This window comes from Acinetobacter sp. XS-4 (assembly GCF_023920705.1).
GTDB lineage: Bacteria > Pseudomonadota > Gammaproteobacteria > Pseudomonadales > Moraxellaceae > Acinetobacter.
Genome location: NZ_CP094657.1, coordinates 461873 through 474606, shown reverse-complemented (window position 1 = coordinate 474606; position 12734 = coordinate 461873). Strand labels below are relative to the sequence as shown.

The 12734-nt window shown below is 39.5% G+C and carries 8 protein-coding genes and 4 tRNA genes; 5 read left to right on the top strand and 7 right to left on the bottom strand.

All coding sequences use genetic code 11. From position 1 onward, the window contains the following. Positions 1-59: 59 nt before the first annotated feature. Positions 60-136: transfer RNA gene (locus tag MMY79_RS02340), tRNA-Arg, on the bottom strand. A gap of 580 nt (positions 137-716) precedes the next feature. Between MMY79_RS02340 and MMY79_RS02335 the strand changes: the two genes are divergently transcribed. After that, positions 717-2933, top strand: coding sequence for a hypothetical protein (locus MMY79_RS02335; RefSeq protein WP_252611703.1), 2217 nt, complete (start codon positions 717-719; stop codon positions 2931-2933). Positions 2934-3002: 69 nt separating this feature from the next. Here MMY79_RS02335 and MMY79_RS02330 read toward each other — a convergent pair whose 3' ends face one another. The 4 genes from MMY79_RS02330 to MMY79_RS02315 all read right to left on the bottom strand — a co-directional run bounded on the left by MMY79_RS02330 (position 3003) and on the right by MMY79_RS02315 (position 3996). After that, positions 3003-3596, bottom strand: coding sequence for an HAD-IB family hydrolase (locus MMY79_RS02330; RefSeq protein ID WP_252611702.1), 594 nt, complete (start codon positions 3594-3596; stop codon positions 3003-3005). 107 nt (positions 3597-3703) lie between these two features. Then, positions 3704-3780 (bottom strand) — tRNA-Arg (locus MMY79_RS02325). Positions 3781-3819: 39 nt separating this feature from the next. Next, positions 3820-3896: transfer RNA gene (locus MMY79_RS02320), tRNA-Arg, on the bottom strand. A 9-nt stretch (positions 3897-3905) separates the two neighbouring features. Then, positions 3906-3996, bottom strand: a tRNA-Ser gene (locus MMY79_RS02315). A 261-nt stretch (positions 3997-4257) separates the two neighbouring features. Between MMY79_RS02315 and rnr the strand changes: the two genes are divergently transcribed. The 4 genes from rnr to MMY79_RS02295 all read left to right on the top strand — a co-directional run bounded on the left by rnr (position 4258) and on the right by MMY79_RS02295 (position 9548). Beyond that, positions 4258-6672, top strand: coding sequence for a ribonuclease R (rnr, locus tag MMY79_RS02310; RefSeq protein ID WP_252611700.1), 2415 nt, complete (start codon positions 4258-4260; stop codon positions 6670-6672). Between the two features lie 134 nt (positions 6673-6806). After that, a complete protein-coding gene (locus MMY79_RS02305) occupies positions 6807-8861 on the top strand; it encodes a M3 family metallopeptidase (RefSeq protein ID WP_252611698.1) in 2055 nt (684 codons plus the stop codon). 40 nt (positions 8862-8901) lie between these two features. Beyond that, positions 8902-9111: a YheV family putative zinc ribbon protein gene (locus MMY79_RS02300; RefSeq protein WP_004639498.1), complete on the top strand. Its 210-nt coding sequence runs from the start codon at positions 8902-8904 to the stop codon at positions 9109-9111. A gap of 11 nt (positions 9112-9122) precedes the next feature. Further along, entirely contained in the window at positions 9123-9548 is a 426-nt protein-coding gene (locus MMY79_RS02295; RefSeq protein ID WP_252611696.1) for a hypothetical protein, read from the top strand. Between the two features lie 164 nt (positions 9549-9712). On the opposite strand, the gene MMY79_RS02290 is transcribed toward MMY79_RS02295, so the two are convergent. Then, positions 9713-11908 carry a TRAP transporter large permease subunit gene (locus MMY79_RS02290; protein WP_252611694.1) on the bottom strand — a complete coding sequence of 732 codons (2196 nt, stop codon included), beginning with the start codon at positions 11906-11908 and terminating at the stop codon, positions 9713-9715. A 178-nt stretch (positions 11909-12086) separates the two neighbouring features. Continuing rightward, on the bottom strand, positions 12087-12662 hold the full coding sequence (gene rrtA, locus MMY79_RS02285) for a rhombosortase (protein ID WP_252611692.1): 576 nt from the start codon (positions 12660-12662) through the stop codon (positions 12087-12089). Positions 12663-12734 lie beyond the last annotated feature (72 nt).

Here is a 12734-nt window from a genome sequence, read left to right as displayed (position 1 = left end):
GAGGAATGATAAAAAACAGGCACAAAAAAACCGCTATACATAGCGGTTAATTCTTCAAGTGGTGCGCTCAGAGAGATTCGAACTCCCGACCCCTTAGTTCGTAGCCAAGTGCTCTATCCAGCTGAGCTATGAGCGCGTACTTGATGTTGCGCATTATACGCATTTTTCAAAGCTTAGGAAGCCTTTTTTCATCTTTCTGTCATCAACCGCCTAGTTCTTAGCCACACTCCTCTTTTACATAAAAAAATGACTAAAACTATTGATATTTTTCTCACCTAAGATGTATTTGAAATATTTTTTTTCAAATAAGTTTTACAGGCTTTTTGACGTATTTGGCCATATACCTAAAAAATAAAGGCGACTATTTTAGTCAACATTATAGAAATAAAATATTTCTAGTTGCACCTTAACATTATAAGGTTAAGTAAAATTCATCTTATATAATGCTTCAAATAAGTGGAAATATAAGAAAAATTATAATTAATTAAAAAAATATTATATGAAAACCATTATTATTTTTATGTCTAAATTAGATGAAATATTATTTCTTTAAATATTATTTAATATCAAAAAATGTGACTAGAAATACACATTGACAGCTTTTGATATCTAACCAATACTAAATTCCAATTATTGAGATATACATCTCATTAATTATGTAGCGCAATAAATAATACTTACTTAAAAATACATAATTATATAGGAAATAGACCAACATGTTTTTACTAAAAAATCTCGTATCTTCGATCTCAAAAGTTACTCAAGACTTGGGTAATGTTGTATCGGTAAATACCACTGTAAACACGGGTTCTTCTGTTGATGCACACGTTTCAACATCAGGCCTACTTTCAAATGTTATTTCTACAGTAACTAATACGGTTACGCATACAGCAACAGGCTTAGTTTCTGATGTGATTGGCACTGTAACTGGCACTGTCGGCTCTACAAACCCATTAGAAACAGTAACCAATGTAGTGGGTGGTGTAACTGGTGGTTTGATTGGAGGCGTGTCTGGTGGCAATCCTCTTGAAGTAGTCACTGGTATTATCGGCAGCGTAACAGGTGGTGTGTCTGGTGGAACATCTCCAATTGCCCCAGTCATTGATGTCGTTCAAGGCGGTATCGATATTCTTCAAGGTGTCGAAAGCCTAAAAACTGAAATTATCAACACTGGCATTGAAACTGTTGCTGGAACTATCATTGGAGTACTCCCACAAACTGAACATCCTGTTTCTGAAATTGCAGACCTTGGTACATTAACTTTTGAAACTTCTCGCGACACTGTAAATGGTGCTCTTGAAGTTGTTTCTGATTTAGTAGCTGGAGATATCTCAGGCGCAACTGCATCAGCAACAGGAATTGTTGAAACACTTATCAACAATGGTACAACTGCTACAGGTATTGTTACTGGTGTAGTTGGAAGCATTACAGATGTAGTGGGTGGCGTAACGGGCGGTGTTGGTGGCAATCCTCTTGAAGTTGTAACTGACATTATCGGTGGTGTAACTGGTGGTGTTGGCGGCAATCCTCTTGAAGTCGTAACTGACATTATCGGTGGTGTAACTGGTGGTGTTGGCGGCAATCCTCTTGAAGTCGTAACCGACATCATCGGCGGCGTAACGGGTGGTATCGGTGGCGGTACATCTCCAATTTCTCCAGTGATCGACGTAGTTCAAGGTGGTATCGATATTCTTCAAGGTGTTGAAAGCCTAAAAACTGAAATTATTAATACAGGTATCGACACTGTTGCCGACACAATCATTGGCATTCTTCCACAAACTGAGCATCCTGTTTCTGAAATTGCTGACCTCGGCACATTAACTTTTGAAACTTCTCGCGACACTGTAAACGGCGCACTTGAAGTTGTTTCTGATTTAGTTGGTGGAGATATCCAAGGTGCAACTGAATCAGCAACTGGTATTCTGGGTACACTTATCAATAATGGTACAACTGCTGCTGGTATTATCACTGGTGTTGTAGGAAGCGTTACCGATGTAGTGGGTGGCGTAACGGGCGGTGTTGGCGGCAATCCTCTTGAAGTCGTAACTGACATTATTGGTGGTGTAACTGGTGGTGTTGGCGGTAACCCTCTTGAAGTTGTAACTGACATTATCGGTGGTGTAACGGGTGGCGTTGGCGGCAACCCCCTTGAAGTCGTGACCGACATCATTGGCGGTGTAACAGGTGGTATTGGTGGTGGAACATCTCCAATCTCTCCAGTGATCGACGTAGTTCAAGGTGGTATCGATATTCTTCAAGGCGTTGAAAGCCTAAAAACTGAAATTATCAACACTGGTATTGATACCGTAGCGGATACAATTATCGGTATTCTTCCACAAGTAGAACATCCTGTTTCTGAAATTGCTGACCTCGGCACACTAACTTTCGAAACTTCTCGCGACACAGTAAATGGTGCTCTTGAAGTTGTATCTGACTTAGTCGGTGGTGATATTCAAGGTGCAACTGAATCAGCGACTGGTATTATCGGTACACTTATTACTAATGGCTCTACTGCAACTGGTTTATTAACAGAAATCCTTGGCGGTGTAACAGGAACTATTGGTGGAGTTACTGGTGGTGATAGTCCTCTTGGTGTAGTCACTGATCTTCTAGGTGGTTTAACTGGAAGTGTAGGTGGCGATAGCCCTCTCGGTGTAGTGACTGACCTTCTAGGTAGCCTAACTGGGGGTGTAACAGGCGGCACCGAAAACCCTATCGGCATCGTAACGGATATCGTTGGTAGCTTAACTGGCAGCGTGACTGGTCAAGGTGGCTTAGATGTCATTTCTAATTTACTTGGTGGATTAACTGGTGGTAGCTTACTCGGTGGAGTGACTTCAACAGTATCTAGCGTAACGAATACAACGCACACTATCGTACCTCAGTCATTACTTACTGATAACTTCTTAGATAATTCTTTCCATACGGTTTAATATCATTAAAAGGAAGCTACTTATAAAAGTAGCTTCCTTATTTAATATAGTTCCTAATATTAATTAGTACTAATCAATCTCTTGCCATCTATAATATTTTTTATGTGCTAATTCCAACATTGCATAATCATTAGGAGTATCACCATAAGCATAAATTGTAGGATATTGGGTTAAATCATATTTATTTTTTATTCTATTTACTTTTTCTAAATAACCACAATCACCACCAATAAAATGACCTGTTAAAATACCATTATGTATTTCAAGTTGATTGCATATAACATCTAAACCTAAAGAATGACACCAACTTTCTAAATAAACGCCTAATGATGCAGATACAACAACAATCTGATCACCTTGTTGTTTATGCCAGAGAATACGCTCCAAGGCATTTTCACGAACACATGTAGGAAGCACCTTTTTAGCAAACTCTTGCCCCATATCTTTTAGGGAATTCGCGTCATAGCCGACATATCCTACTTGGCAAAGCTTAGTTCGAATGGTTTTATCCGTTACCCAACCAAGTTTATAGCCAGCTATATACGATGCAAGTCGAATACCACCAACGAGTTGTGTTTTTCTATCTAAAGAAAATTTAAGAAATAAGCTGAACGTGTCGTTGTGAGTGATGGTGCCATCAAAGTCAAATAAAGCTAGATTCATTTATGATTATCTCTAATATAATTAAAAAGTTATAAAGTTAGATTTTTTTTAAATTACTAAAAAACAAGCACAAAAAAACCGCTATAAAAGCGGTTAATTCTTCAAGTTGGTGCGCTCAGAGAGATTCGAACTCCCGACCCCTTAGTTCGTAGCCAAGTGCTCTATCCAGCTGAGCTATGAGCGCGTAACTTGTGTGCCTTTCAGCGATTCGTTCTATTTTACTTGGTGCGCTCAGAGAGATTCGAACTCCCGACCCCTTAGTTCGTAGCCAAGTGCTCTATCCAGCTGAGCTATGAGCGCATTAAGTAATGGCGGTGAGAGAGGGATTCGAACCCTCGATACCAGTAATAGGTATGCTTCCTTAGCAGGGAAGTGATTTCAGCCACTCATCCACCTCACCGGAACGAGCCGCCATAATACAAACTAAAACTACATTGATCAAGTCATCATACTGAAATTTTCTTGTTTTTTAGTTCAATGAATTACTTTTTAAGCAATTTACTCATTATTTTCGTCTTTTTCGATCAAACGCTTGTTAAGATAGATATTATTTCTTCATCAAAATACTGTAGTGCATAACACATTATTGCAAACCTAAACGTGCAGTTCGGGTCTGCATGGCTTATGCTAAACTTATCTGCCAAGCGTGAAACCAAACGACATGACAAAAAACTGGGCTGACCCTGAAGCGAAAGCTGAAGCTGAACGTTATGACAATCCTATTCCAAGCCGTACTCTTATTTTAGATACATTGGAGCAGGTTCAAACACCACAATCTCATGCAGAGCTTGTCGATCATTTTAATATTCATGACCAAAAAAGTATCGAAGCGTTAAGTCATCGTTTAAGTGCTATGGTTCGTGATGGTCAAATCATGAAAGACGGTTTTAAATTTCAGTTGGTGGCAGATCAACCAACATATGAAGCAACTGTTTATATTAATAGTAAAGGTTTAGGTACAGCACATATTGATGGTCAAACTGACCTTTTACTTCCTGAACGTGAATTACGTTTAGTCTTTAATGGCGACCGAGTTAAAGTGCGCCAGACTTCGGTAGACCGTAAAGGTAAACCTTGGGGTTTTATTACAGAAGTTTTGCAACATCGCGTCAAACAATTGATCGGTAAATTGTCCGTTCACGATGGCGAATATTTTATTCAACCCAACAATCCTAATCAGCACCAACCTATTCCGTTGGAAAAAGAACTCGTAAAACATGCTGAAGCGAGTGTTGGCGATATGCTGCGTGTTGCAATTGATACTTATCCGACCCGAGAAGAATTTTCAACGGCGCATATTATTCAGTCTATGGCGGACAAAGCTGATACAGAAATTATTATTCCACAAACCATTCTTGAATTTGGTTTGCCATATGAGTTTCCAGATCAAGTATTAAAAGAAGCAGAAAGTTTTAAAGAGCCATCTGCTCAAGACCGTGAAGGCCGCATTGATTTAAGAGATTTAGCATTAGTTACGATTGATGGTGAAGATGCTCGAGATTTTGACGATGCAGTTTATGCAGAAAAACGTCCAGGTGGTGGTTACCGTGTTGTGGTTGCAATTGCCGATGTAAGCCATTATGTTCGTTTAAACTCAGCCCTCAATGAAGAAGCTGAGGAACGAGGCACTTCGGTATATTTCCCACACTTTGTATTACCGATGCTACCAGAGGCTTTGTCAAACGGCTTGTGTTCTCTGAATCCTCACGTAGACCGCCTATGTATGGTTTGTGACCTTAAACTCTCCCGTACAGGCCGTGTAACTGGTTTCGAGTTTTATCCATCAGTTATGCACTCAAAAGCGCGTTTGACCTATACACAGGTAGCACAATATTTTGAAGGTGCAACAGATGCTATTCCAAAAGATCGTGATGTTCATAAATCTTTAAATACGCTTTTCCAGCTTTATCAAATTTTGAAAAACTTGCGTGCTGACCGTCATGCAATGGAATTTGAAACCATTGAAACGTACATGACTTTTGATGAGCTAGGCGGAATTAAAGAAATTTTGCCGCGTACACGTAATGAAGCACATAAGCTCATTGAAGAATGTATGTTGCTTGCTAACGTAGCTGCTGCTGAATATGCATTAGAACATGATATTCCAATGTTATATCGCGTGCATGAAGCTCCTGAGTTTTCACGTATTCAGAAAGTAAAAGACTTTGTGAAATTACTTGGTCTACCCTTCCCTGACCAGCCAACTCAAGCAGACTACCAAAGAGTTATTGAAGCAACCAAAGATCGTATTGATGCGCCAAGCATTCATGCCGTTTTATTGCGCTCAATGATGCAAGCTTATTATGGCGCAAAAAATGCGGGACACTATGGTTTAGCGTATGAGGCTTATACTCATTTCACTTCGCCAATCCGTCGTTACCCAGATTTATTGTTACATCGTGCTATCAAGGCACATTTGAAACAAAAACCTTCTCCTCTCTCTGGTGCCGCACTAGATGATGCTGGTGAACATTTTTCTAAAACTGAACGCCGTGCAGATGAAGCTTCTCGTAGCGTCACGACTTGGTTGAAATGTCACTACATGCAACAGCATTTGGGTGAAGAGTTTATTGGTATCGTAAGTGCAGTGACCGAATTTGGTTTATTCGTGACACTTAAAGACTTATATGTCGATGGCATGATTCATATTAGCCAACTCGGTGATGACTTCTTTATTTATGACCAAGCGAGCCAAAATCTTGTAGGTCAAAATAGAGGTCAAGTTTTTGGTTTAGGTGATGAAGTTAAAATTCAGGTGGCTGGCGTAAATCTTGAAGAACGTAAAATTGACTTCCAACTTCTTCAACAAGTCACGCATGCAGGACGAGTCGTTCGTAGCCGAGCTCCACGCACAACGAAAACATCTCCACAGGCAACTGAAGAAGTTTTCAGCAAACCAACAAGTAGTGATGGCGAAAGACCTGTTCAAAAAAAGAAAGAAAAGGGTAAGTCTAGTTCTTATACTAAAAAACCTGGTAAAAAAACTTCTGCAAAAGCAGAAAGTAAACCAGAAAAAGTAAAGAAAAAGTCTAAGCCTAAAAAGAAAAAAGCCAATGCAAAATCAAAGGCTGAATAATTAAAGACTAGATGTTGCCAACTTAAAAATAAGTCCCAATTTGGGACTTATTTCTTTTTAGAAAGCTTATTTTGCACATTAAACTTGATTTCTGGTCTGAGAGGACCTACATCTAATAACATGTTTAAAAAATAATGTGGCTCACAGCAATGACTTTCCAACAAGCGACACTACCAACTCCGCGTTTTGATCAAATTGAATTAGAAAATTTAAAACAAGATATTCAGCAAGCGATTCAAGCAGGCCAAGAATTTTTAAATACACTTACAGTTGTACCTAGCGATACCGCTCAACAACTTGCAGTACTTGAACAAGTCGATACTCTTGAAAACAACCTCAGTGAATTATGGGGTGTTTTATCACATTTAAATGCGGTGATGAACAATGCTGAAACCAGAGAAGTCTATCAATCGTTATTACCCGCTTTAAGTGAATATTACACTCAACTTGGTCAACACACGGCGCTCTATCAAACTTATCAGCATATCCATGATGGTCAGGGTTATACGTCTCTTAGCCCAGCCCAACAAAGTGCTATTCGCCTCGCTTTACGTGATTTTAAACTTTCTGGTGTGGCTTTAGAGGGCGAAGAGAAAAAACGCTATGCAGATATTTCTGCTCGTCTTTCACAGCTTTCTTCTGATTTTTCTAACCATGTACTTGATGCCACACAAGCTTACTTTAAACCGCTTACAGAAGCTGAGCTAAAAGGTCTTCCAGAAAGTAATGTTGAGTTATTAAAACAATACGGTAAACAACGTGAACTTGATCAAGCTGTAGCAACTCTAGATTTCCCAGCTTATTTTGCAATCATGACCTATGCAGATGACCGCGCTTTGCGTGAGGAGCTTTATAGAGCCTATGTGACCCGTGCATCTGATCAGTCGGAACAAACTGAGTTTGATAACAGCAAAATTATGGAAGAAATTTTAAGCCTTCGTCAGGAAATGGCGAAACTACTCGGTTTCAACAACTATGCTGAATATTCTCTTGCAAGCAAGATGGCACCAGATGTAAAAACAGTACATGAGTTTTTGGTTGATCTCGCTGAGCATGCGCGTGCTCCTGCTCTTCAAGAGATTGCTGAACTTCAAGAGATTGCCAAACAAGATGGTGTTGATGAACTTAAACCTTGGGATAGCACTTACTACTCTGAAAAGCTTAAACAGCAACAATTCAACTTATCGCAAGAAGCACTAAAACCTTATTTCCCTGCGCCTAAAGTTATTCAGGGCTTATTTCAGATCGTGCAACGTCTATATGGTATTAACATCATCGAAAGACAAGCACCAGTCTGGCATCCAGATGCACGTTATTTTGAATTAGAAGACCAAGGCCAAGTGATTGGTGGATTCTTCTTTGACATTTATGCACGTACAGGTAAACGTGGTGGTGCGTGGATGAATGGTTTCCGTTCACGTATGCAAACTGTTCATGGTTTACAAAAACCAATTTGCTACATGGTATGTAACTTCACTCCTCCAGTAGGTGATCAGCCTGCCTTACTCACCCATGATGAAGTAATTACTTTATTCCATGAGTTTGGACATGGCTTACATCACATGTTAACTGAAGTAGATAAGATCTCGGTTGCAGGAACTCATGGTGTTGCTTGGGATGCGGTTGAGCTACCAAGCCAGTTCATGGAATTCTGGTCTTGGGATAAAGAAAGTTTAGATGTTTTAAGTGAGCACACCGAGAGCAAACAAACTTTACCGCAAGAATTACTTGATGCTTTGTTAAATGCTCGTTTCTTCCAGTCTGGTATGCAAACTTTACGTCAGCTTGAATTTGCATTGTTTGACCTGACTATTCACACTAAAACACCTGCACTGAACAGTGAGCAAATTCAGCAGACCTTAAATGACATTCGTGAGCAGTACGCCGTTGTTCCAGCTGTTGAATACAATCGCTTTCAACATAGCTTCAGTCATATTTTTGCTGGTGGTTATGCGGCTGGGTATTACTCTTACAAATGGGCAGAAGTTTTAGCGAGTGATGCATTTGATCGTTTTGAACATGAAGGTATTTTCAACACTCAAACGGGTAAAGAATTCCGTCAGGCAATTTTAGCTGTGGGTGGTAAAGACACAGCTCTTGAAGCATTTGTGAGTTTCCGTGGCCGTGAACCTAAAATTGACGCATTGTTACGTCATCAAGGTTGGACGAATGACAGCAAAACCGCTTAAACTATGGGCCTAAATTGATCGTGTGGTTAGGGTGATAAAGATGAAAAAACGTTTCATTGCTGGGGCTAAATGTCCAAAATGTGAAGCAACAGATCGGATTGTCATGCTAACCACCGCTGAAGATGAATGGATTGAATGTATCGAATGCGGTTATAGCGAAAATCGTCCGACTCATATTGATGAGCCTGAAGCACCCGCTGTACCTGATGAAGTTGGAGTAATACAGTTCAAGCCTCGTCGTCCTGACTAAAGGTCTTAGAGATGCCACTACAAAGAAAACAAAACTCAAAACTATTGTGGATTTTAATTGGGGGCTTAAGCATTCTTGTAGTGCTTTTTCTAGCTGCACAATGGTTTTTCAAGAAAACCGAGCCATCCTCACCAATGGTTGATCCTCAACCTGTTTCAACACCCGCTCCTGCTAAAACTACTGATCCATCATCAAGTTCTGAACCAGTAGCAGAGGCTGCCAGTTCACAACAACTTGTGAATGAAGATGTACTCAAGCAGCCTGTACCTACTCAAGAGTCTTTAGCAAAAGAAGAAGTGTCTAAACTTGATGACATCCATCGCCAGCTAAAAGATCAGGAAGCAACGTTAAAAGCTCAGCATGCAGATGCAGATCAATTAACAAAACTCAAAGAAGAACAAGTTAAATTGCTTGAAGCTCAGCTCAAACAGCAATAGTTTTTCAATGGGAACTTAAAAAGCTAAAGTTATCTATCTTTAGCTTTTTTTATTTTAACTAAAATAACTCCAGTCATCCTTTTTCTTAAATTTACTAAACTCACTGACTGAAAAAGCCCTCCATTTAGGAAGGCTTTTTTGTATAACTGATACTTTAATTTAAGTTAGTGATACCAACCAAATAACTTAAACACATATGGCACATAAGTAACCAATACCAATGACGAGAACAAGACAATAATTGGTAGCAACCAGCGCTCATAACGGAAGTAGAAACTTGTATATTTCTCTTTTGCTTCCGCATCGGCAGCATTCACTTCATCATCTCCGACGGACAACCGCGTGAGTAGATGGTTCAACGCAACTGGCGGTGTTACATAACCAAACTCGAATGCAACCAACACAATCATCCAGAAGTGAATTGGATGAATACCATTTTCGTATGCCACAGGTGCAATAGTTGCAGCAACTAAAATTACAGCACCAAATGGATCTGTACACATACCAATAATAGCTAGTAGCAGTGCAATACATGCCAGTGATATATAGATACTGCCTAAATGAGTCGGCAATAATTCAACCACTTCAGAACGTTCAATTAAACCACCAACGCTTGCAGACAATGCCATCAAGATAATTAGTGCACCAATATGACCTACAGTTTCTGAGGTTGCAAAACGAAGTGCCCCACCAAAACCTAGACGGAATTGAGAACTATGTGGATCATGCGCTCGAAGGAATGGTGATTTCTGTTCGTGCTCACGAACAATCGCCTCATGAATATTGATTGCAGGAGCTTCTTTTGGCGCCACCATTTTGTCATACAAGATCATTGCAATCAGGACTAATGGCAAAATTACTGGTGCAGTAAATTCATTCATTCCTGTATCTAGCGCATATTTATAGATCGCAAGAACAACAACTGTAATTAAAATGTATGGAATTACCGGTATAAAGGCGCGCATCATGCCCGGAATCGCTACTTTTGGAGAATTCACACGGAATTTCTCTTCAGCCAAAAGCAATGAAACACCCAAGAAAATAAATGCTGTTAACCAAAATACATAAACACCATGCCCAAACAGCTCATCGGACGTTACATGACGGCTATCAAGCATCGCAATTAAAACAACCAGTAGACATGGACGTACTACTACCCCTAAAGAACCTGACATTGCTGATACAGCCAATGCATATTGACGGCGAGCACCCGCATTCCAGACTTCTTTATAGATAATTGCACCTGCTGCAATAACGAAAATACCTGACGCGCCTGTATAAGCCGTTGGTACCGCAGCTGCAATTAGAATTAACCATGTTAAGGTTTCTGGTGCCAAATTCCATGGACGAAGCACATTAAGGAACAAGTCCATAACGCGTGTTTGAGTTAAAAGCATACCTGCCCAAATAAACAAGGCAAGGTTTAAGAAAATACCTGAGAACTCAACCAATAAACCAAGGTAAATCCCTTGCCCCATTGGATAATCCATAAAGAATGTAAATACTATGCCTGTAATCAAACCCATATAAGCATATAAAGGCACGCATAGTAGTGCTAAGCCAATATTTCCGCCTTCACGTTTTGCTGGTGGTGAAACAAAGAGTTGATAAAGACTAATTAAAGTCAGAACAACAAATAGAATCATCCATATCCAGTAAATAGTTACTGTTTCATAGGTAGGTGTCACCCCAGAATTAATAACTGACCGATACTGGCTAATGACAGAGAAACTGAGTAGAGCATTAGCAACCACCATAAAGATGGAATAGACTTTGTAATCTATTTTTGTTGCTGGATTACGTAAACCAATATGGTGAAATTTTAACGATGCTGTAATCGCAGAAATTAGAACCATAAAAATCAGTAAAATTGCGCGATTTTCTGTACCAAATTTAAAAATACCAAAGAAACCTGTCTCAATGGCACGGTAAGTACGCACTCCAGGGTTAGCTTCAATATATTTAATTGTCTTGTCATATGCCTGATATTTCTCGTCACATTGTTGCTGTGCAGCGAGTAGTGATGCACGGACATCACTTTCCGATGCTGCACCAAAGAAACTCGAAAAATCATCAGATGCATTCGCTTTCATTTGTTCTTTTACTTGAGCATCGATATTTGGATGTCGATCACAAGTCGGCTTTTCAGGTTCAGCACGCAAAAATGAATATTGCATGCCTATCGCAGGATCACCATAAAGACGTTCCCCGATACGTAATAATTGCCCGTGGATCATTTCTCCAGTACCAATGATTAGAGTCATTAATAGTAGAATGAGGATGACGAATGTTGAGATCCATTCGTTCCATATATAACCCAGCAGACCTAATCCAGATCTTTTTTCTTGATGTTCTTGCATAAATATTCCAATTTTGTTCTCTCAAAAACCTGAAAAACAGGAGCTTGAGTCATGCAATTTTCTTGGTCAGGGGTTAATTCCATGCCCCTTCTACCAATCCCTTTATTCAACGATCAAATTTGCATCAAACTTTATTAATAAAGAATGACTAAAATCACTTTTTTAACAGTTTGTATTGTCAATTTTTCTTTTTTAATCTTTGAGCAAGCCAATAGCATCCTCCAAAGATTGCGCCGCCAATTGCTCCATATAAGTGAGCTTCAGTTAAAACTGGACTTCCTATTAACTGAGCCGTTCCTGTTTGCCCAAAAGTATTTTCCCATATCAATTTTGCAATAATTAGTCCTAAAACTAGAAAAGCAAAATTCCGTTCTTTACGATATTGCAAATAAACTAAAGCAACTGCTGTATATAGCCCATGTAAAACACCTGACAAACCAGCATATGCCTCGATATAAGGTAGATAAAAATAGAAGACCAAACTAATGAACGGTGGCAAAAGAAAAAGCAGACTTAAAAGATGCCATGCTTTTGTATGCGGAAAGATAAACGGTAAACAGGCGAATGCCATCATGTTTAAAAGGAAATGAATCCATCCAACGTGCACCCAATGTGCGGTCCATAAACGCCAGAATTCACCGAGTAAGCTTTCGCGCCAATAAATAAAAGTATCAGGAAACACCTGTAGACAAGCAGAAACAGAAATGCACACTGCGACCAAAAGCACTTTATGATTCAGTACATGATCCTTCATGGCACACTCCTTGAAATTAAACTTCTTGCTACCATTGTAAAACTTAACAACAGTCTCGCAAGAAGTTAACCT

Excerpts from the sequence above, each read along its gene's own strand:
- MMY79_RS02335 (WP_252611703.1), top strand. The coding sequence starts at position 717 with ATGTTTTTACTAAAAAATCTCGTATCTTCGATCTCAAAAGTTACTCAA.
- rrtA (WP_252611692.1), bottom strand. The coding sequence starts at position 12,662 with ATGAAGGATCATGTACTGAATCATAAAGTGCTTTTGGTCGCAGTGTGC.
- MMY79_RS02295 (WP_252611696.1), top strand. The coding sequence starts at position 9,123 with ATGCCACTACAAAGAAAACAAAACTCAAAACTATTGTGGATTTTAATT.
- MMY79_RS02290 (WP_252611694.1), bottom strand. The coding sequence starts at position 11,908 with ATGCAAGAACATCAAGAAAAAAGATCTGGATTAGGTCTGCTGGGTTAT.
- MMY79_RS02300 (WP_004639498.1), top strand. The coding sequence starts at position 8,902 with ATGAAAAAACGTTTCATTGCTGGGGCTAAATGTCCAAAATGTGAAGCA.
- MMY79_RS02305 (WP_252611698.1), top strand. The coding sequence starts at position 6,807 with ATGTGGCTCACAGCAATGACTTTCCAACAAGCGACACTACCAACTCCG.
- MMY79_RS02330 (WP_252611702.1), bottom strand. The coding sequence starts at position 3,596 with ATGAATCTAGCTTTATTTGACTTTGATGGCACCATCACTCACAACGAC.
- rnr (WP_252611700.1), top strand. The coding sequence starts at position 4,258 with ATGACAAAAAACTGGGCTGACCCTGAAGCGAAAGCTGAAGCTGAACGT.